Source organism: Candidatus Fukatsuia symbiotica, assembly GCF_003122425.1.
In the GTDB taxonomy this organism is placed as follows: Bacteria; Pseudomonadota; Gammaproteobacteria; order Enterobacterales; family Enterobacteriaceae; genus Fukatsuia; species Fukatsuia symbiotica.
The window spans coordinates 1,968,272-1,986,813 of sequence record NZ_CP021659.1; the positions used below are offsets into that span (position 1 = coordinate 1,968,272).

At 41.1% G+C, this 18,542-nt stretch carries 24 protein-coding genes; 18 read left to right on the forward strand and 6 right to left on the reverse strand.

The genetic code is table 11. The annotated features are described in order from the left end of the window. Positions 1 to 31: 31 nt before the first annotated feature. The 5 genes from flgH (at position 32) to CCS41_RS09430 (ending at position 4,015) form a co-directional block, all read left to right on the forward strand. Complete coding sequence (gene flgH, locus CCS41_RS09410) at positions 32 to 697, forward strand: flagellar basal body L-ring protein FlgH (RefSeq protein ID WP_072550125.1); 666 nt, start codon at positions 32 to 34, stop codon at positions 695 to 697. A 15-nt stretch (positions 698 to 712) separates the two neighbouring features. Then, positions 713 to 1,810: a flagellar basal body P-ring protein FlgI gene (locus CCS41_RS09415; protein WP_072550124.1), complete on the forward strand. Its 1,098-nt coding sequence runs from the start codon at positions 713 to 715 to the stop codon at positions 1,808 to 1,810. A gap of 11 nt (positions 1,811 to 1,821) precedes the next feature. After that, the gene (locus CCS41_RS09420) at positions 1,822 to 2,148 is read left to right on the forward strand and encodes a rod-binding protein (RefSeq protein ID WP_072550123.1); all 327 of its coding nucleotides are present in this window, start codon (positions 1,822 to 1,824) and stop codon (positions 2,146 to 2,148) included. 142 nt (positions 2,149 to 2,290) lie between these two features. Beyond that, positions 2,291 to 3,667, forward strand: coding sequence for a flagellar hook-associated protein FlgK (gene flgK / locus CCS41_RS09425; RefSeq protein WP_072550122.1), 1,377 nt, complete (start codon positions 2,291 to 2,293; stop codon positions 3,665 to 3,667). 27 nt (positions 3,668 to 3,694) lie between these two features. Further along, complete coding sequence (locus CCS41_RS09430) at positions 3,695 to 4,015, forward strand: hypothetical protein (RefSeq protein ID WP_072550121.1); 321 nt, start codon at positions 3,695 to 3,697, stop codon at positions 4,013 to 4,015. A gap of 38 nt (positions 4,016 to 4,053) precedes the next feature. Here the strand turns inward: CCS41_RS09430 and tnpA (CCS41_RS09435) are convergent, their stop codons facing one another. Further along, positions 4,054 to 4,485 (reverse strand): IS200/IS605 family transposase, encoded by a 432-nt coding sequence (gene tnpA / locus CCS41_RS09435; protein ID WP_119797021.1) that lies wholly within the window; start codon positions 4,483 to 4,485, stop codon positions 4,054 to 4,056. A gap of 121 nt (positions 4,486 to 4,606) precedes the next feature. Between tnpA (CCS41_RS09435) and CCS41_RS09440 the strand changes: the two genes are divergently transcribed. Together CCS41_RS09440 and CCS41_RS09445 are read left to right on the forward strand one after the other, a co-directional pair. After that, positions 4,607 to 5,275, forward strand: a complete 669-nt coding sequence (locus CCS41_RS09440; protein ID WP_072551052.1) for a hypothetical protein — start codon at positions 4,607 to 4,609, stop codon at positions 5,273 to 5,275. Between the two features lie 11 nt (positions 5,276 to 5,286). Next, positions 5,287 to 6,312 carry a hypothetical protein gene (locus CCS41_RS09445; protein ID WP_072551051.1) on the forward strand — a complete coding sequence of 342 codons (1,026 nt, stop codon included), beginning with the start codon at positions 5,287 to 5,289 and terminating at the stop codon, positions 6,310 to 6,312. Between the two features lie 95 nt (positions 6,313 to 6,407). On the opposite strand, the gene CCS41_RS09450 is transcribed toward CCS41_RS09445, so the two are convergent. Together CCS41_RS09450 and CCS41_RS09455 are read right to left on the reverse strand one after the other, a co-directional pair. Further along, positions 6,408 to 6,851, reverse strand: coding sequence for a hypothetical protein (locus CCS41_RS09450; RefSeq protein ID WP_072551050.1), 444 nt, complete (start codon positions 6,849 to 6,851; stop codon positions 6,408 to 6,410). Beyond that, positions 6,826 to 7,722, reverse strand: coding sequence for a winged helix-turn-helix domain-containing protein (locus CCS41_RS09455; RefSeq protein ID WP_162860050.1), 897 nt, complete (start codon positions 7,720 to 7,722; stop codon positions 6,826 to 6,828). Before CCS41_RS09455 ends, CCS41_RS09450 begins: the two co-directional genes overlap by 26 nt. Positions 7,723 to 8,723: 1,001 nt before the next feature. Between CCS41_RS09455 and CCS41_RS09460 the strand changes: the two genes are divergently transcribed. The 11 genes from CCS41_RS09460 to lafU all read left to right on the forward strand — a co-directional run bounded on the left by CCS41_RS09460 (position 8,724) and on the right by lafU (position 16,051). Continuing rightward, positions 8,724 to 9,356 (forward strand): flagellin N-terminal helical domain-containing protein, encoded by a 633-nt coding sequence (locus CCS41_RS09460; protein WP_083429668.1) that lies wholly within the window; start codon positions 8,724 to 8,726, stop codon positions 9,354 to 9,356. Positions 9,357 to 9,379: 23 nt separating this feature from the next. Beyond that, positions 9,380 to 9,604 (forward strand): flagellin, encoded by a 225-nt coding sequence (locus CCS41_RS09465; RefSeq protein WP_477021202.1) that lies wholly within the window; start codon positions 9,380 to 9,382, stop codon positions 9,602 to 9,604. A gap of 332 nt (positions 9,605 to 9,936) precedes the next feature. After that, positions 9,937 to 11,262: a flagellar filament capping protein FliD gene (gene fliD / locus CCS41_RS09470; protein WP_072551048.1), complete on the forward strand. Its 1,326-nt coding sequence runs from the start codon at positions 9,937 to 9,939 to the stop codon at positions 11,260 to 11,262. A gap of 28 nt (positions 11,263 to 11,290) precedes the next feature. Then, complete coding sequence (gene fliS / locus CCS41_RS09475; protein ID WP_072551047.1) at positions 11,291 to 11,689, forward strand: flagellar export chaperone FliS; 399 nt, start codon at positions 11,291 to 11,293, stop codon at positions 11,687 to 11,689. Further along, entirely contained in the window at positions 11,682 to 12,005 is a 324-nt protein-coding gene (locus CCS41_RS09480; protein WP_119797520.1) for a flagellar protein lafD, read from the forward strand. The genes fliS and CCS41_RS09480 overlap by 8 nt, the downstream gene beginning before the upstream one ends. A 4-nt stretch (positions 12,006 to 12,009) precedes the next feature. Beyond that, positions 12,010 to 12,666 (forward strand): hypothetical protein, encoded by a 657-nt coding sequence (locus tag CCS41_RS09485; RefSeq protein ID WP_119797521.1) that lies wholly within the window; start codon positions 12,010 to 12,012, stop codon positions 12,664 to 12,666. Further along, a complete protein-coding gene (locus CCS41_RS09490) occupies positions 12,615 to 12,998 on the forward strand; it encodes a flagellar hook-length control protein FliK (RefSeq protein ID WP_119797522.1) in 384 nt (127 codons plus the stop codon). Before CCS41_RS09485 ends, CCS41_RS09490 begins: the two co-directional genes overlap by 52 nt. A 40-nt stretch (positions 12,999 to 13,038) precedes the next feature. Next, positions 13,039 to 13,512, forward strand: a complete 474-nt coding sequence (locus tag CCS41_RS09495; RefSeq protein ID WP_072551044.1) for a flagellar basal body-associated FliL family protein — start codon at positions 13,039 to 13,041, stop codon at positions 13,510 to 13,512. A gap of 13 nt (positions 13,513 to 13,525) precedes the next feature. Continuing rightward, positions 13,526 to 14,218 (forward strand): FliA/WhiG family RNA polymerase sigma factor, encoded by a 693-nt coding sequence (locus tag CCS41_RS09500; protein ID WP_072551043.1) that lies wholly within the window; start codon positions 13,526 to 13,528, stop codon positions 14,216 to 14,218. A gap of 7 nt (positions 14,219 to 14,225) precedes the next feature. Beyond that, positions 14,226 to 15,086, forward strand: coding sequence for a flagellar motor stator protein MotA (gene motA, locus CCS41_RS09505; protein WP_072551042.1), 861 nt, complete (start codon positions 14,226 to 14,228; stop codon positions 15,084 to 15,086). Beyond that, the gene (lafU, locus tag CCS41_RS09510; protein WP_072551041.1) at positions 15,086 to 16,051 is read left to right on the forward strand and encodes a putative lateral flagellar export/assembly protein LafU; all 966 of its coding nucleotides are present in this window, start codon (positions 15,086 to 15,088) and stop codon (positions 16,049 to 16,051) included. Before motA ends, lafU begins: the two co-directional genes overlap by 1 nt. Positions 16,052 to 16,091: 40 nt before the next feature. Here the strand turns inward: lafU and CCS41_RS09515 are convergent, their stop codons facing one another. From CCS41_RS09515 to bioA, 3 genes are all read right to left on the reverse strand, one after another. Continuing rightward, positions 16,092 to 16,355, reverse strand: coding sequence for a DNA-binding protein (locus CCS41_RS09515; protein WP_072551040.1), 264 nt, complete (start codon positions 16,353 to 16,355; stop codon positions 16,092 to 16,094). Positions 16,356 to 16,579: 224 nt separating this feature from the next. Continuing rightward, positions 16,580 to 17,011 carry an IS200/IS605 family transposase gene (tnpA, locus tag CCS41_RS09520; RefSeq protein ID WP_119797021.1) on the reverse strand — a complete coding sequence of 144 codons (432 nt, stop codon included), beginning with the start codon at positions 17,009 to 17,011 and terminating at the stop codon, positions 16,580 to 16,582. Between the two features lie 199 nt (positions 17,012 to 17,210). After that, positions 17,211 to 18,536: an adenosylmethionine--8-amino-7-oxononanoate transaminase gene (gene bioA / locus CCS41_RS09525; protein ID WP_072550700.1), complete on the reverse strand. Its 1,326-nt coding sequence runs from the start codon at positions 18,534 to 18,536 to the stop codon at positions 17,211 to 17,213. Positions 18,537 to 18,542: the final 6 nt, after the last annotated feature.

Consider the following 18,542-nt stretch of genomic DNA (forward strand, 5'->3'; position numbering starts at 1 on the left):
TTCTCGCCAATTATTTAAAAGCGAATAATGAATGAAAAGGTTTTTAATGTTAACGCCGATAGTGTTGGCGCTCTGTGGCTGTGAATCTCCGGCATTATTGGTGCATAAAGATGATGCTGCTTATGCTCCACCGGAGAATCTGAACCAGCCAGCACCTGTTTTGCAAGGAGGCGGACTGTATCAACCCGCCTATAACTGGTCTTTGCTGCAAGATCGGCGTGCTTACCGTGTCGGCGATATTTTGACGGTAAAGTTGGATGAATCGACCCAATCGAGTAAGCAAGCGAAGACTAATTTTGGCAAAAATAATGATATGACCCTAGGAATACCGGAGGTATTAGGCAAAAAACTTGACAAATTCAGCGGTTCACTTTCTGGTAAACGTAAATTTGATGGAACCGGCAGCTCACAGCAGCAAAATATGTTGCGTGGTTCGATTACCGTAGCAGTACATCAGGTATTGGCGAACGGCGTATTGGTTATTCGCGGCGAAAAATGGCTCACTCTTAATCAAGGGGATGAATACATGCGTGTGACAGGTCTGGTACGCGCAGAGGATATTGAGCGTGATAACTCCATTTCTTCGCAACGTATTGCTAATGCGCGCATCTCCTACGCAGGTCGTGGTGCGCTCAGTGATGCTAACTCAGCGGGATGGTTGACGCGTTTCTTCAACCATCAGCTGTTCCCTATCTAAGCAGGAGTATTAACTATGTTTCAACGTTATTTTATGCTGCTTGGATTATGGCTGACATTACCGCTGGCCAACGCACAGCCCTTAAGCTCTTTGGTCGATATTCAAGGGATGCGTGGTAACCAATTAGTGGGTTACAGCCTGGTAGTAGGTCTGGACGGTACTGGAGATAAAAACCAGGTTAAATTCACGGGTCAATCGATGGCTAATATGTTGCGTCAATTTGGTGTGCAGCTGCCAGCCAAGATTGATCCTAAAGTGAAAAATGTGGCGGCAGTGGCTATCAGCGCCACCTTGCCCCCGATGTACGCCCGTGGTCAATCGATTGATGTTACGGTTTCATCCATTGGTGATGCCAAAAGTTTGCGCGGCGGTACCTTGTTGCTCACTCAGTTACGTGGTGCCGATGGTGAAGTTTATGCATTAGCACAAGGTAATGTGGTGGTTGGCGGTATGAAAGCAGAGGGGAATAGTGGTTCTAGTGTGACAGTGAACACAGCGACTGTAGGACGCGTTCCTAATGGTGCCAGTATTGAGCGGCAAGTGATCAGCGATTTTCAAACCAACGACACCGTGATCCTCAATCTGAAACGCCCTAGCTTTAAATCAGCCAATAATATTGCTGTTGCCCTTAACCGGATCTTCGGTGCCAATACTGCCACAGCTCAAAGCGCAACGAATGTGGTGGTCAATGCACCGCAAGGGGCAGGTGCTCGCGTCGCTTTTATGTCGATGCTAGAAGATGTGCAGATTAATGCTGGCAAGCAGATACCTCGGGTAGTGTTTAACGCGCGTACCGGTACGGTTGTGATCGGTGAAGGGGTGGTAGTACGCGCAGCGGCAGTCTCACACGGCAATTTGACGGTTAGCATTCGTGAGGATCAAAAAGTTAGCCAGCCGAATGCGTTATCGGGAGGTGAAACCACAGTGACGCCACAAAGTGACATCAACGTCGACAAAGACGGTGGAAAAATGGTTATTGTACCAGCGGGTACCAGTTTGCGCAGTATTGTAAACACTATCAATAGCTTAGGTGCATCCCCTGATGACATTATGGCTATCCTGCAAGCGTTACATGAAGCGGGTGCGCTAGATGCTGAACTGGTAGTAATCTAAGGAAAAAATAAATGACTGAGAGTATCCAGGCGAACGAAATCATTAATAAAAAAGTAATCAGTAAGCCAAGCACCGTGATCCCCGGCAGTTTTACCGGGGAAATTCAGCCGCAAAATATCGAAGAAGCCGCAATACAGTTCGAGGCGTTATTCATGCGCAATTTGTTACAACAGATGCGCAAAACATCTGATGCCTTAGCTGAGGGTGACAATCTGTTTAATAGTAAACAACAAGGGGTCATGCGTGATTTTTACGATGACAAACTCGCATCGACATTGGCTGCACAACGCAGTAGTGGTATCGCTGATTTACTGATTAAACAATTAAGTGCTCAATAGATTTCGAACAGATTCTCAGGCTTATCTTGCTGCAGTTATTTAAGTCTAAGATTCAGCGGTCGTTTTTCTTATAAAACCACAGTGAATACCACAAAAAATTTACTGTTAATTCTTATTGACTAACAGAAAGGGAAGCGAGCAAATGAGTTTAATTGAGATTGCCTCCAGTGGTGCCAGAGCCATGAAAGCGCATCTAGATGCTGTGATGATGAACATGGCGAACCAGGAAAATAGAGATTATTCACGCCAACAGATTGAAACCAGCAGCCTTGGCCCTGGTACGAACAGCGGGATCCGTGCCGGTGATGGTGTGAGCATTGATGGTATCCGTAGGATTTGTGATCAATTTTTAGTGAGCAAGGAATGGCAAGCAGGCAGTGAAGAAAGTTATGACAGAGAGGCTATGCAGTATTTGCAAACGTTGGAAGAGATTTTCAGCGAGTCTAGTACTCAATCCAAAAATTCCTTGCCAGCAAGATTGGATGCCTTTTTTAATAGTCTGATTAATAGTGAGGAGCAACCTGATAGCAGCATAAATCGTGCGGAAATAATCAATCAGGCTAAGGTATTGGCATCACGTCTTAATTATTTTAATCAAGAGATTAATAATCAGAAAGCAGGGTTGGCTAATGACCGCAAAAATATTGTTGCCACGATCAACAACCTCAGTACTAACATCGCGAGTTATAACCAAAAAATTATCGAGTTAGAATCCACGGGTGGCAATAGCAATACCCTGCGGGATCAGCGTGATAAAAGTGTCAGAGAGTTAAGCGCCTTGATAGAGGTACGGGTTAATAATGCGAATAATGGCAGTTATGATATTTCCTTACAAAATGGTCATCCCTTGGTCACAGGTAATACAGCGGGAGAAATGGCGTTAACTACGTTACCCGGTGGTGGCCAGCAAATTCAGCTGAAATATCCTGGCTCGACTTCTACTGTTAATCCGTCTTGCGGTGGTCAGCTAGGGGCAATGAATGATATTGAATCTAATACGCTAATGCCCTTGCAGGAAAACATTCAAAATATCGCGCAAACAATAGAACAGAAATTTAATGCTCAATTACAGGCTGGCTATGATTTAAATAGCAATCAAGGAAAACCGCTCTTTCATTTTGATAGTAACAATCCAAGCCGGATATTACAGATCACTGATATTAAAGCTGAAGAATTGGGGCTCTCAGCGACGACGGGCACTGTCTCTGATAATGGCAATTTGAAAAAATTAATAGCATTGAAAAACGAGAAATTCCCCGCTTTAGGAAATATTACGATTAAAGAGGCTGCCGATTCTACTATCAATGATCTGGCGAGGAAATCAGCTAACTATAAGAGTCAATTTGAGATAAGCAGAGAGGAGTTGAATAGGGCAAATCGTGAACGAATCAGCGCGAATGGTGTAGATGAGAATCAAGAAGGGCCCCATTTGGTGGAATATCAAAACCTCTATAATGCCAATCTGAAAATGATCATGATCGCCGGACAACTTTTTAGCAGCGTTTTAGAAATATTCTGATACTAGACTTCTTACAAGGAAATCAATATGGCAGAACACATTAGTGGCTATGGCAGACAAGGTACAGCAAGGTTCTCACGGATAATGTCATCCAGTACTGCCGACATTAGAACGAGAATAAATCGGCTGAGTGAGCAGCTCAGTGGCGATGGAATGCGGGTGCTACAGCCTTCAGATGATGTTGTCGCCAGTGCCAGAAATTTACAGGTGCAGAGCGAGAACACGGTCATTGCACAGTATCAAAAAAATAACCAAAGTCTGCAAATTAGTTTTGGGGCTCAAGGACGACGGATAGAAGCCAGTAAATATCCCCCGGCAAAGCCGGGGGCTTTAATTATTAGCCCCTAGAAGAGGCCAACAAACCTTGAACCGCCTGAAGGCGGTCATTACATCCTAAGCTTCAATTGTTCATAATGATTGTCTTGTTTTTCTTGGTATCGAATGTAAGCTCGTATCAGCTCTTCGTTCAAACCCACTGTAGATACAAAGTAACCTCTAGCCCAAAAATTCTCACCACTATAATTCCGGACTTTACCCATAAACCGTCGTACGATTGAGATTGCACTTTTTCCTTTTAGATAACCCATTACATATGACACTGAATATTTCGGCGGAATACTTATGCAAATATGGATATGATCAATCATCAAATGTCCTTCAATAATTTTGCATTCCTTCTGACTTGCTAACTCGTGAAACATCTCACCGAGATGCTTTCTAATTTCACCAAATATTGTTTTTTTACGGCCTTTCGGGATAAAAACAATGTGATACTTACAATCCCATTTCGTATGGCTAAGACTCTGGTAATCTTTCATTTGAATTTCCTATCTCTTGGTCGAGATAGAAGATTCGGGTGACCGCACCACACGGTCAAACCTTACGGAGTCCCCCGGCAAAGCCGGGGGATTACCTAATTTTATTCAAGAAGAATTAAAGATGGCAGGGGTAAGATTACAAGAAGCCGCAAATGATACCAACGGTGATCAGGATATGCCTATCCATGCTGCTAATCTGGAGTATATTATCGATTCGATCATCTATCAGCTGAATGCTAAAGATACCGGTGGCAGCTATCTGTTCTCTGGTACCAAAAATGATGTAGCACCCATAATCTATGATACTGGTACTCAAAGCTATAGCTATGCAGGCAATGCCGAATATCGTGAAGTGAGTGTGGCACAGGGCGTGACACTAAAGGCGAATGTACATCTCTACAGTGCGTTTTCTACAGCCGGTGGCAACGATATGAGTATACTCACCAAGCTTAAACAGCTGAGTGAAAACATGAAAGATACGACTAAAAAGAAATCCGACTATCAGAATGATATCCAGGTACTTTTAGATCTAACCAGCAAAGCCAGGGATGATGTCAGTGGCACGGTAACTGAATTGGGTTACCGAACGAATATGTTAGAACTTCTGGACGGTGTTCAAATAACACAAACCAACGCCAACAATCAGCTATCTACTCATTTAGTGGGGCTAACTGAGGACGACAAGAAAGATAAAATACTAGAACTCACGCAGCAAGAATCTGCGTTGCAGACCAGTTTTTTAATCTATAGCAAAATCTATCGAATTTCCCTATTTGACTATATAAGGTAGACCGAGATTCTATGTCGGTAAAATTTCACACCAACAAAATCAGCACCAGCAAAACAGATACTGTCACGTTAACCCAACAAAGTGGCATTGAGACATTACGGCGAACCCAAACACAAAAAAGTAACAGGTCAACCGCTACTTTCCCCGATCAGCCGCTGATTTCCAGCTGCCCGTTACGTTATAACGTGCAGCTTAATCAGCAGCTAACCTCAGTGCAGCAGGCCTATCGCTATTTAATGAATGTTGAACGTCAGCTATCGCATTACTATCATGCACAAGAACAGGAGAAAAGCTCGCCTCTTATTCAACAGCAGGCGAATAAATTATTGTCATTATTACACCAGAGAAGCGAGCTTTCTGGTGGCACGGTTGATCGGCAGCTACAAGTTGAATTGACACGCAGGCCAAAGGTTGATTTTACTTCCAACGACCTCGATAACTTGCTACAACAATCCACGGGAGAAACATTATTGTTTTCTGTATCGGGGACAAAAAATAAAATGACCGCGGTAAAATTTGCTGAACAAAGTACGCTAAAACAGAGACTATTACAATTAAACAAAGGGTTGGGACGCTTTGGTATTCATGGTCAATTACGTCATGATCAGACAGTATTCAGCGTCGATGAAAGTCAGCGGAGCTTACTGAATAATCATTTCAGTGCCAGGGGAGAAGGGCATGGTTATCCTAAAGAACAATTCACTCAGATTAAATTACAACTTGAGAGTGCTGCCGAACAGCATATACAACAAATAGTCGCCAACCCCGCTACGGCTAAAAACCATCTTGATGAAATACAGAACCTGTTGGATAAGATAACGCAACAACTGCGACAACTCTCAACAAATAAAGAGAAGGTTCATAGCCGTATTAGCGGGATGTCTACTTTTAGCCAACCCGGATCAGCATTACTGGCAGCACAGATTTTAACCGAAAAATTAAGTCATGCAGATAACAATTACAGCACGTTATCACAGGCCATCAGTGGGCAAGATAATGTACACAGTGCTACAGTAAAAAATCTATTGTGTTATTGATCACTGGAAGCCCATTTAAAACCGTATTCATTAAGGGGGATGCACTCGCCCCCTGAGTGATGGCAGACTAGACTTTTTGTAAAACTGACTTAACCTCAGCTGCCTTCAAGAAAAATGCCCCCTTGTCCAAAGACCAAGTATTGCCCATTTACCCATATTGGAGTGATAATTATTCTGTTATGTACTAAATAGTCTATTAACCCATCTACCATATGACCGGATGTCGGATTATGGTGAAAAATAGGTGTGTACTTATATTGAAGTTGCCGCCCTGGTAATGGTTTTTGCACTAACTTTCCTTTCAAAATAAAGCGATTATCATTAGGACTTGTCATGGTAGAAATCACCACACCCTTGTTGACAGTTATTTTGGCATCATAAATTTCTTTTTTCTGCGAGAGCAGATCGTAAAAACCGATCTGCACATTCTCTCTTCTTTTTATAGTTGGCAACTCGTTAGTACTAAAAACAGGGAGAGGCATTATCGCTTGTGCCAAAATTAATCCGATGAAACTAACTGTGGCAGGGATCCATTTCATTAACTTTTCTCTCTGTTTCACGGTAAATCAGATTATTAAGATTTTTATTATCAAGACGCCAATGGTAGATAGTCATATTGAGTTGTTTTTTTTCACAACCATTTTCGATGAGAAAAGTATAATCCAGCCATCGTAGTGACAAATGATAGTAAATACTCATACGCATTTTTTTTGCCCCAATCTCTTTGTCAAGTAAATATAGGGTATCTTTCAATCTATGATAAAGATTATCATCATCTTCAGTGTTGGGGTCGTCATCCCTTAGTTGAAACAAACGGATATTGCGGTAAACGTTCGGTTCCTGTTCTTCGGCGAAAAAATTTGGCGCCAGACGGTTATTGTGCTCGATAACAAATGTGATCCAGCTACTCACCGCAACTGTCAATAAAAGCGTAAAAATTATTTTTATCTTGGTCGATAAGAACATTTTTTTTGCTAACGGTGGCAACGAAATATTTTCTTGCCATTGACTGTCGTTATTTTGATCGGGCACATTATCTTGGTTTTGCACATTGTATTTTTTATCGACATCATTGCTATTGTGATCAAAATTGTTTTTATCATCATTATTTTCATCAATCGCTGTTGCCGTATTTTCTTCCACGGTGACGCAATAAGAAGCATCTAATAGATAGCCTTTTTTGGGGATTGTTTGGATAACACGTTGTTGTTTCTTATCATCACCCAATGCAACCCTTAGCGTATGAATGGCATTCGGTAAACTATTATTGTCAATTACCCGTTTTTCCCACACCAAATGCGTCAATTGATCGCGAGAAAGGATCTCTCCGGCATGTTGTAGCAACATATCTAACAATTTAAGCTGGTACTCACCAAGACGTTTTTTCTCACCGGAACCTTGATGAGTCATAAATCCCGAACAGAAATCGATTAGCTAATTATTAACAGAATATAAACGTTTATTCATTGCAATTTTTCAAAAATATAAGCAAAAAGTGTCATGTAACAAAAATGCGCTCAACATGTTCATTAGACTGCGCTTTTTCGCCCATTTTTTCCTCATCTGAACCTCGCTCACGACGATTTTTTAATAGGCTTTTGGATCCTATCGTTTAGCTCTGTAGCTGTATTTTTTTAAATTTTTATGATAGAGGCTGCTGGAACCTAATGTTTTAAATAAAATTTAAATTGTTGTTAGTAACCAATTGTTAGCAAGCGAATATTTTTACGCTACAAAGAGAAAATAATCAATAGTTTCATGACTAATAGTCTGGTTTCTTTTTAAGAATGAATCACAACATCCCAGTAGAATTTTTCTATCCGATTGAATTTTATTAAAAATGCAGGGTACATACGAGTATATGAGGATGGCTAGCACTGAGTAACGCCGAATTTACACCACACAGTAGGTTATACAAGAGGTCTATTGACTTAATAACCTTACTTTAAATACAGTTATAATAGCGTTTGCTGGCAGAAAATGAATTAACTTATCTTTTAGCGGGTTATTTTATCCATGAAGATAATTTTGCTTGTTTATTATCCCCATAAATAATGTTAAATATTTGTTAAGTATTTAACATTATCAACGATGCCAGCGAACCCAACCAACCCATCATCAATAACCGATTTTTTTATGCTCAACAGTCATATTCTATTTTAAACATAGATCATATTAAATTTTTTAGTTTACATTATTAATTTTTACTAAACAGAGTTTATTAAAATATAGATCATAGTTAATTTTTAATAAAAAAATGTCGTCTCTTTTATTTTTTTATAGCGATAAAATTATTATTTTAAACATAATTTATCTTATCAAATTAATTTAATTTCACTTTGCCGGATGTCGCTTATATCGGGTATCAGCGGGGGCTAATAGGTAGCTCCCTAAATAAGGAGAGGTTTACAATGGCACAATCATCGGTTCACACTAATCCGGCGTCCATCGCAGCAAAGCTTTCAATGAGCAGGGCTGGCACTTCATCGACTAAATTTTCGACACAAGCAGCAACGGGTTATCGCATTAATGGTGCGGCTGATGATGCTGCAGGACTGCAAATTGCTGGTCGTTTGGACGGTGAATTGAGTGGTATGAGAGTAGGTATACGTAACATTTCCGACGCAAAATTCATGCTGCAAACGGCAGAAGGCGCTTTCCAGGAAATGAAAGATATCATGATTCGGATGAAAGATCTGAGTATGCAAGCCGCCAACGATACTAATTCACCTGCTGATAAAAAAGCAATGAATGATGAATTTAAAGAGTTGCACCTTGAATTAATCAATACCATTCAAACCACGAGCTACAGTGGCGAGAGATTACTACACGGTTCAGGTGTATTGAGTACAACTAGTGGTGCTAACTTCCAGATCGGTAGTGCCTCAGGAGCAAAATTGGCCGTTAGCTTGAAGGATCAACTTAAGAAGTTAACTGATATTATCGGTTTAAAACCTGCTGAGGGTTTTGGAAAAATCGATCTGGCGGCGAGTGGCGGTAAAATTGCCACTGAAGGGCCTATGTTTGCAGCGTCGGGACTATAGCGGGACTCTCAGGACTGTCTGCCATACGTTCTAAATTGGGCGCCACTATTAACCGTCTAGACCATACCTCACGCAATCTAGAAAACATGGTAAGCAATACTGAAAAGGCCAGAGGTAATCTCATGGATACTGATTTTGCCGTTACCTTGACGGATCTGGCTCGTAGTCAAATGCTGGAACAAACCAGTATGGCAATGCTACAGAAATCGAACCAATCCTCTCAGATGATTTTGGGTCTGTTACGCTGATAAATCGTTAGTCTTTACTCGAATTATGATGGAAGCACCGTTTTTTGGCGGTGTTTCCATGCTATAGCAGGCGCCATGTAACCTGAGCGATTTTGTTAACAAATATTTATTAAAATCAATATATTATTGTTAACTTTCATAATCAAGTTATACGGCACCTGCTATATCAGCTCTTTCCTCCTAACAATAGGAAAGAGGAAGTATGACTTCCGCGATTGAATATATTTGTCTATAAATCAGTTAATTAATATTGGCACAATTGTTGCTTTCTTTTGTCATATAGATTGTGTGGTAACGGATAAGGCACAAGTACTACCAGGGGAAGCTATTCGATGAATATGAATATTGAACCAGAAAAATGGGCAGAAAAAATAGCACAAGCCAGCATTGAAGTTGAAGAAAAGCGTTGGAGCAATCAGAAGCTGAAAGCAGAGGCAGAAGAAAAGGGCTTAAAGGAACTTAAAAAAACACTCACTGGTTTTCGTAATTCTATCAGGGCATTAAATGGTATTGATGGTGGTATGGTAAAAAACAGTGTCACCACCAGTGACGACAAGGTTGCCAATATTACTTCTAATGGTAAAGCAGTTAAAAGCTCTTATAACTTGAAGATTGCTCAGCTAGCCAGCAATCATAAAATAAGATATCAGAGTCTGAATGATGCACAGGTAGCCAGTGCCACAGGTTCACTAAAGTTAAAAGTAGCGGGTAAAGATTTTACCATTGAGGTGGATAAATTGCGGACGTTGGAAGAGTTAGCCGATGCGATCAATCTCTATGCCAATAACAATGAAATCGCTGCTTCGATTTACCGTATCAACGGTCAACAACAATTGGTTTTAAGTAGCCATAAAAGTGGTAAGGACAATGAAATTGAGATTGATCCAAGCTCTAGTCCCCTATTCATTGGAAGCACAGAATTAAGTCCAGCACAAAATGCAAAGGTGACGCTCGACGGGATAGATATTGAAAGTGATAGCAATAAGTTAACCACTGTGCCCGGTGTTTCAATTGAGCTGAAAAAAGAGACCACAGTAGGCACAGATTTACATTTTTCTGTTGCTCCTGATGAATCAGGCACTGAAGAACAGACACAAAAATTTGTTGAGGCGTATAACACACTAAAGAGTTCACTCAAGTCTCTGATGCGCAGCGGCTCAGACTCAGAAAAGATTGAACGTGGTGCTTTTGCCGGTGATTCAGCTCTCGCTCAATTAGACAGCCAGTTATATCGTCAGATCTACAGCTCACCTGGTAGAAAACCTTTATCTGCATTAGGAATAACAACGCAAAGGGACGGAACCTTGTCAATTGACAGTAAAAGACTAAAAGAGTCGTTAACCACTGATTTTGGCGTTTTGGCCCATGTATTTAACGGTCCAGAGGGGCTTATCAAAGGCATGGAAAAGGCGTTATTTCCTTTCCTGAGTGCTACAAAAAACAAGGGTAATGCAGAATCTGAACCTAGCATTTTGCAACAACGTCAAAATTCTCTGGATATTCAACTAAAGAGTGTAAAGCGTATCGAAGAACAACTGAAAGAACGTCTTGACAAAGTGTACAAGGACAATCTTAAGAAATTTAGCGATGTGAAAACAGCCATGGCTAAAATACAGGAAAATTCAATGAGTATGATGTCGATGCTCATGAACAGATAAATTTCAACCCGAAAAACCGGAATATTTTATGTACCCAAACCAAGACCACAGTTTGTATCAGCAGGATGATATTGCTATTCAAGCAGCGGCGGCGACGCCGCATCAACTGGTACTGATGTTATTTGCAGGACTCATGGATGAATTAGTACGAGCTAAAAGCCATATTGTGGCAAAACGCTATGAAAAAAAGGCAAAGAGTATCAATAAATGCATTGATATTCTCAATGGACTGACCGCCGTACTCAATTACGAAAAAGGCGGTGAAGTTGCTGCCAATTTAGCGCGTTTATATGACTACTGTGTGTTCCGTTTGTATGGTGCCAGTCATCAATTATCCACCGAACTGGTTGAAGAAGCTGAAAAAATATTAATTTCCCTTCATGAAGGATGGATAAGATTGGGGAGCAAAAGCAAAAAGAATGGATGAGCTGCAGTGGATAGAACGCTTAGGCAACGAGTTAAAAAAAGCCGCTAAGGATCATGATTGGCAGCGTTTACAGAAGATCAATACACGTATTACAGAGTTATTGATTTCATCACAATCTGAGTCTTTATCAGTGAAAAAAATTCAAACATTAAAATGTTTGCGAAGCAGCCATCAACAAGCTTTCGATTATTGCCAACAACAAAGCCAGTTGCTGGAAAAGAAGATTTCCCTCTACCGCAATAACCAAAACGGTTTAAGTGCTTACGCCAATATGGCAGTGATAGCTCATGAGGACATTGCTGAACACGGGGTATAGAAAAGTGAGCACCCAGATCAATTCGACACCACTAGCACCTGTGTCATTAGCTGCCGGGGAAAAAAGCAAAAATGTGGCTGCTAGCCCCATCTCTGGTTCACCAGAGAGCGATGGTGCAGATTTGCCCACATTTAACAATACGCTATCTCAGATGATGCAATCCAATTCGTCTGTATCGTCGACTGCTGAACCCCAGAACACAGAGGAAGAACTGGTGGCTTTGCACAACAATGCTGAAGAGGTTAGCGACACTGAGATATTGAATGAACAGAATCAGCAATGGCTACATGCTTTATTAAACATTGTGCCATCATCGAAGCCAGCCAATGTCATCGTTACTCTGTCGTCTGCTATGGAACAGGTTAATTCATCGACATCCAATGAAACTCAGCTGCTGGTACCCGTAAAATCACAGGATGAAGAGCAATCTACCCGGAATCTAACCTCTGATTTGATGATGAATGTTTTAGCGGCAAAGCCAATGATAACAACATCAGAAAGCTCAGTGATCACGCTACAACCTGGTTCAAATAATCCGTCTATCGTCAATACTGAGCAAAACCTTAAGATGGCAAACACGCATCTCACTTTGGCAAAGGATCAAAACCAATGGTCAGAACAGTTACGCACCCTGCTGGGGAAAGACTACAGCTACAAATAGATAAACATGTTCAGCAGGCTACCATTCGTCTTGATCCTCCGGAAATGGGAAAAATAGATATTTCTGTGAGTTTTGATGCCGGCAAATTACAAATCCATATCAACGCCAGCCAGGGGGATATTTATCGTGCACTTCAACAAAGCAGTAATGAACTGCGGCAAAATCTTATTGCGCTACATACATCACAGGTAGATGTACAAATCTTTTCTGGCGATAAACAGCAACAGAAAAAACAGGAAACAACACCAGGCTCCAAAATCATTGCCGCTGAAATTATTAATAGCGAAGAAGAGACGAGTGCAGATGATGGCACTCTTTTAGCAACCGTTTAATAGCAAACGGTTTAATAGCAAACGGTTTAATGGATTATTTATGACTATCTTAAAAAAATTCTCAAAAATATTGATAGTGATCGCCATTGCTGCCACTTTGATCGGCGGCTGGGTAGCATTTAATTATCAGAATGAAATAAAAAAAGATCCTATCAAACCACCGACATGGTGCGCCAAAAATTTTGTGCGCGGAAATAAAGCTGTGCAATTTGTTGAGATTAAAAATATGGTTATCACCCTGAAAAATATCGATCAGGATGAACGTTATATGTTATTGGAATTAGGAATAGCTACGGGTGATGACGATGACGTTAAGAAAGTCAATGCGTTAACACCTGCTATTCGTGGTGCCACCGTTAATTTACTTTCAGGTATGAATTACCGGGAAGTCCGTGATCTTACGATTGCTGATTTACGCCAGAGTTTAATGAGCGAATATCAAAAGAACTTTAATCAATTAAAAGTTCCTATGCCATTCGATGATGTTGTAATTAGTAAAATGGTCTTTCAATAATTCTATGACGATAATGTGTCTTAAAGAAAATATAGCGTTGACTACTGTAGATGAAGGTAAATATCTCGATATTTATTTACCCTTGGTAAAGCGAGTCGTCAGGCAACTGTCATTTCAGGCTGACAGCGTTATAGAAAGAGAAGATATGCAGCAAATTGCCCTGATGGGGCTACTTGAAGCACTACGCCGTTATGGCCATCCCGATGGGCAATTTGCTGCTTATGCGGTACATCGTATTCGTGGTGCTGTATTGGATCAATTGCGTGAACATGATTGGCGAGCACGACGCTTAAGGCAAAAAACACACAAAACCAATGAAGCGATAAGGGAGCTAGGGAAACGATTAGGACATGAACCTAATTACGAAGAGATTGCCATAGAATTATTAATCACACCACAAGAGTATCAAGAGTATCTGTTATTGGAAAGCGCCAAGGCAATGGAAAGTTTAGATGATCTCCTTTCAGTAGAAATGCATACCGACGCATTGCAAAGTCGTGAACTGGAAGATCAAATCATTATTCAGGATAGCCTTCAACAGGCAATTGCTACCTTGGATAAACGAGAGCAACTTATTCTCAGTCTTTATTACCAGCAAGAACTCAGTTTGAAAGAAATTGCATTGGTATTAGAGCTTACTGAGGCACGTGTCTGTCAATTAAATAAAAAAATAACAGAAAAAATCAAAAAATTTTTTAGTCATTGAGGAATATATGCAGAAATTATTGGGTTTGATTATTATTATGTTCTGCGTTATTGGCGGTTATTTAATGTCGGGAGGCATTCTATCGTCTTTTTGGCAGCCAGGTGAAATTATTATTATTTTTGGCGCAGGCATAGGTGCCACCATCCTTGCCAATCCCAAAAATGTATTGGTGGAAATGTGGCAGCAGATAAAGAGTGTTACCAGTAAAAATGAATATACATTGGAATTTCAGCAACAGTTATTGATGCTGCTCTATGAATTATTAGAGATGGTCGATGAAGGAGGGCTGAAACGATTAGATGAACATATTGAAATTCCTGAAAACAGTAAACTGTTTCAAAAATATCCCCTTATTTTGCGTCATAAAAGTCTGGTGACATTTATCTCAGATAATTTTCGTTTAATTGCGATGGGAAAAATAAATGCTCATGAATTAGAAGGTATTCTGGAACAGGAATTAGCCGCAGTTGAAGAAGAGTTGCTGATTCCATCCCGTTCTATGCAAAGGACGGCAGAAGCCATGCCGGGTTTTGGTATTTGTGCGGCAGTACTCGGTATTATTATTACCATGCAATCGATAGACGGTTCTATTGCATTAATTGGTGTTAAAGTGGCGGCGGCTTTGATCGGTACTTTTCTTGGAGTCTTTATTTGTTATTGTCTGATGGATCCGTTGGCTAATGCTATGGAACAGGAAATGAAAAAGAAAATTTCCTTTTTTGAATGTGTCCGCATGGTATTGGTCAATCATGTAGCAGGTAAACCTTCTTTATTAGCTGTGGATTCGGGGCGTAAAATGTTACCACTGGATAACAAGCCCACCTTCGCCACGCTTGATTCTTGGATCAATAAGATGGAAGGCATGTAATGAGAGGACAAGGTCGAGGTACAGATACTACCATCATTAAACGTTCGGCCAAAAAACACCACAGCGGTGCCCATACTGGGGCGTGGAAAGTGGCTTTTGCTGACTTTACTCTCGCAATGATGGCGCTGTTTATGGTGTTGTGGATAGTGGGTGCTGTTTCTGAAGAAGAGCGACATGAAATTATGTCTCACATTCACGGAAATAGCATTTTTTCTGAACAATCATTTTTATCGATTCCATTACAGCATAAAAATGGCGCTGATCAGCATTTTGATATCGTTAATAGCAAGTCGCGAGACAACAAAAAAGAGAGTAATTGGCGTGAGCAATTTAAGCAAACCGATCAATCACTGCAAGAACTCGTCGATAAGTCTGCAATAGAAATGAAAGATTTATCACGTATGATTATGAAAATCAGTAATGCAAACAATGCGCAATCCAATTTGAACATAGAAATTATTCCGCAAGGACTGCGTATTTTAGTACAGGACGATAAAAACCGGGAGATGTTCTCGCGTAGTAGTGCTTTGCTTACACCGTTTTTTACTCGCTTATTGGGTGAATTAGCGCCGGTTTTAAATAACCTCAATAACAAAATTATCATTACGGGTCATACTGATGTTTCACGTTATCGTGACCAAGAGTTGTACAACAATTGGAATTTATCAGGGGAAAGAGCGATGGCCGCCCGTCGAGCCTTAGAGAAAGGTGGGTTAGACGGTACGCATCTTTTACAAATCAATGCTATGGCTGATCAAATGCTACTTGATGAAGAAAATCCTCTGGGAGCGGCGAACCGCCGTATTGAAATCATGGTGTTAACTAAAGCGGCGACCGCAACCCTCTATCAATTTTTTGGTGACCATGGAATAAAAACGATTAAAACGGTGACAGAGAAAGCCGAAACGATTAAAACAGGGGCAGAACAGGCTGAAGAACTGGAAGAATCGGAAGAAGCGGCGTAATACAACCGGTCAAGGGGCTTTCTCCCCTTGACAACCGAAATTAATGATGCCATAGCTCCTGAATCAAACTACGGACACGAACTTTAGACGCAGTCGCAACCCGTGCAATAATACGATTAGCACTCAGTTCTGACACTTCGGTGTTCCATTCATCAAATGAATGTTCCGAATAACTGTCATTAAAAACTTTTTTTATTGATGATTCAGCTGTAGACATCTCAGTAAAAATTTTAGTATTGACTAAACATTTAGCGATAATTGAAACCTTTTTTACAACAATTTGCTTCATAAAAACTTTTTTCATATTTTATCCTCAAATCCCGGCATCGCATTTTAGCACAATTAATGTACACCTGCTGACATATTCCGGTGCTTTTTTCTTAGAACCTGTTCTAAATCTCTTGTGCTCGCTGATACTTCGTTAAAAACGGGCTCAAATACTCAGTAAATATCCCCCGGCAAAGCCGGGGGCTTTAATTATTAGCCCTAGAAGAGGCCAACAAACCTTGAACCGCCTGAAGGCGGTCATTACATCCTAAGCTTCAATTGTTCATAATGATTGTCTTGTTTTTCTTGGTATCGAATGTAAGCTCGTATCAGCTCTTCGTTCAAACCCACTGTAGATACAAAGTAACCTCTAGCCCAAAAATTCTCACCACTATAATTCCGGACTTTACCCATAAACCGTCGTACGATTGAGATTGCACTTTTTCCTTTTAGATAACCCATTACATATGACACTGAATATTTCGGCGGAATACTTATGCAAATATGGATATGATCAATCATCAAATGTCCTTCAATAATTTTGCATTCCTTCTGACTTGCTAACTCGTGAAACATCTCACCGAGATGCTTTCTAATTTCACCAAATATTGTTTTTTTACGGCCTTTCGGGATAAAAACAATGTGATACTTACAATCCCATTTCGTATGGCTAAGACTCTGGTAATCTTTCATTTGAATTTCCTATCTCTTGGTCGAGATAGAAGATTCGGGTGACCGCACCACACGGTCAAACCTTACGGAGTCCCCCGGCAAAGCCGGGGGATTACCTAATTTTATTTACTCTATGTAAATATGTAAACTGCGCTTTTTCGCCCATTTTTTCCTCGTCTGAGCGTCACTCAAAAAGATTGGGAATAGGTTCTTATTAGACTTATTCTACACGATAAGCGGAATACGCTTTGCCCTCGACACGTTTCAGTATAGTCACTATGGCATCAGTTAGCTGCCGCAGCTGCGGGGGCTGAATAATATACGGAGGCATCAAATAAATCAGCTTACCAAAAGGTCGGATCCATACCCCTTGTGCGACAAATTCGCGTTGTACCTCTGCGATATTGACCCTTTCTTTCATTTCTACCACACCGATAGCGCCTAACACGCGAACATCTGCCACTGTCTGTTGTTCCTTTAACGGTGATAATGCTTGCCATAACTGAGTTTCGATGGCTTTAACCTGCTGTTGCCAATGGTTCTGTGCCAGTAAATCCAGGTTGGCATTTGCTACCGAACAAGCCAGCGGGTTAGCCATAAAAGTGGGGCCGTGCATGAAACATCTGGCTTCGCCCAGGCTGATGGTTTCAGCAATCTGACGGGTGGTCAAAGTAGCGGCAAGCGTCATATAACCTCCGGTCAGTGCTTTGCCTAAGCAAAGAATATCTGGCTCAATAGCAGCGTGTTCACAGGCAAATAGTTTGCCGCTACGCCCAAAACCGGTGGCGATTTCATCAGCGATTAACAGGATCTGGTATTGATCGCAAAGTTCTCTCACTCGTTTTAAATAATCTGGATGGTAGAAACGCATACCACCGGCGCCTTGCACAATAGGTTCAACAATGACCGCCGCAATCTCATCAGCGTGACATGCCATCATAGTGGTAAAGTCGCTGATATCTTGCTCATCCCAATTCTCTTGTACCCTGCCTTCTTTAAAGCGAGATAGTGCCGGTGCTGTGGCAAACAGGTTTTCTTTTAGATAACCCCGATAAAGATGATGCATGGAATTTTGCGGATCACATACTGACATGGCAGCAAAAGTATCTCCGTGATAGCTATGGCGTAGTGCCAATATACGTTGACGTTTCTCCCCTTTGGCTTGCCAATATTGCAACGCCATTTTCAATGCAACCTCTACCGCGACCGATCCTGAATCCGCCAAAAAAACGGTTTGCAACGATTTAGCGGTGATGTCTATTAACTTGCGACACAGTGTGATTGCTGGCAGATGGGTAATGCCACCAAACATGACATGGGACATTTTTTTCAGCTGTTGGCACACAGCATCATTCAGTATTGGATGATTATAGCCATGAATGGCAGCCCACCATGAAGACATGCCATCAATTAAATGCTGATCGTTATCCAAATGTAATTCGACGCCATCGGCAGCAATGACCGCATAACAGGGAAGTGGATCACTCATCGAGGTGTAGGGATGCCAGATATGGCGCCGATCAAACGCGCGATCTTCAGGTTTAATAACATT

Excerpts from the sequence above, each read along its gene's own strand:
- flgH (WP_072550125.1), top strand. The coding sequence starts at position 32 with ATGAAAAGGTTTTTAATGTTAACGCCGATAGTGTTGGCGCTCTGTGGC.
- CCS41_RS09415 (WP_072550124.1), top strand. The coding sequence starts at position 713 with ATGTTTCAACGTTATTTTATGCTGCTTGGATTATGGCTGACATTACCG.
- CCS41_RS09420 (WP_072550123.1), top strand. The coding sequence starts at position 1,822 with ATGACTGAGAGTATCCAGGCGAACGAAATCATTAATAAAAAAGTAATC.
- flgK (WP_072550122.1), top strand. The coding sequence starts at position 2,291 with ATGAGTTTAATTGAGATTGCCTCCAGTGGTGCCAGAGCCATGAAAGCG.
- CCS41_RS09430 (WP_072550121.1), top strand. The coding sequence starts at position 3,695 with ATGGCAGAACACATTAGTGGCTATGGCAGACAAGGTACAGCAAGGTTC.
- tnpA (WP_119797021.1), bottom strand. The coding sequence starts at position 4,485 with ATGAAAGATTACCAGAGTCTTAGCCATACGAAATGGGATTGTAAGTAT.
- CCS41_RS09440 (WP_072551052.1), top strand. The coding sequence starts at position 4,607 with ATGGCAGGGGTAAGATTACAAGAAGCCGCAAATGATACCAACGGTGAT.
- CCS41_RS09445 (WP_072551051.1), top strand. The coding sequence starts at position 5,287 with ATGTCGGTAAAATTTCACACCAACAAAATCAGCACCAGCAAAACAGAT.
- CCS41_RS09450 (WP_072551050.1), bottom strand. The coding sequence starts at position 6,851 with ATGAAATGGATCCCTGCCACAGTTAGTTTCATCGGATTAATTTTGGCA.
- CCS41_RS09455 (WP_162860050.1), bottom strand. The coding sequence starts at position 7,722 with ATGACTCATCAAGGTTCCGGTGAGAAAAAACGTCTTGGTGAGTACCAG.
- CCS41_RS09460 (WP_083429668.1), top strand. The coding sequence starts at position 8,724 with ATGGCACAATCATCGGTTCACACTAATCCGGCGTCCATCGCAGCAAAG.
- fliD (WP_072551048.1), top strand. The coding sequence starts at position 9,937 with ATGAATATGAATATTGAACCAGAAAAATGGGCAGAAAAAATAGCACAA.
- fliS (WP_072551047.1), top strand. The coding sequence starts at position 11,291 with ATGTACCCAAACCAAGACCACAGTTTGTATCAGCAGGATGATATTGCT.
- CCS41_RS09480 (WP_119797520.1), top strand. The coding sequence starts at position 11,682 with ATGGATGAGCTGCAGTGGATAGAACGCTTAGGCAACGAGTTAAAAAAA.
- CCS41_RS09490 (WP_119797522.1), top strand. The coding sequence starts at position 12,615 with ATGGTCAGAACAGTTACGCACCCTGCTGGGGAAAGACTACAGCTACAA.
- CCS41_RS09495 (WP_072551044.1), top strand. The coding sequence starts at position 13,039 with ATGACTATCTTAAAAAAATTCTCAAAAATATTGATAGTGATCGCCATT.
- CCS41_RS09500 (WP_072551043.1), top strand. The coding sequence starts at position 13,526 with ATGTGTCTTAAAGAAAATATAGCGTTGACTACTGTAGATGAAGGTAAA.
- motA (WP_072551042.1), top strand. The coding sequence starts at position 14,226 with ATGCAGAAATTATTGGGTTTGATTATTATTATGTTCTGCGTTATTGGC.
- lafU (WP_072551041.1), top strand. The coding sequence starts at position 15,086 with ATGAGAGGACAAGGTCGAGGTACAGATACTACCATCATTAAACGTTCG.
- CCS41_RS09515 (WP_072551040.1), bottom strand. The coding sequence starts at position 16,355 with ATGAAAAAAGTTTTTATGAAGCAAATTGTTGTAAAAAAGGTTTCAATT.
- tnpA (WP_119797021.1), bottom strand. The coding sequence starts at position 17,011 with ATGAAAGATTACCAGAGTCTTAGCCATACGAAATGGGATTGTAAGTAT.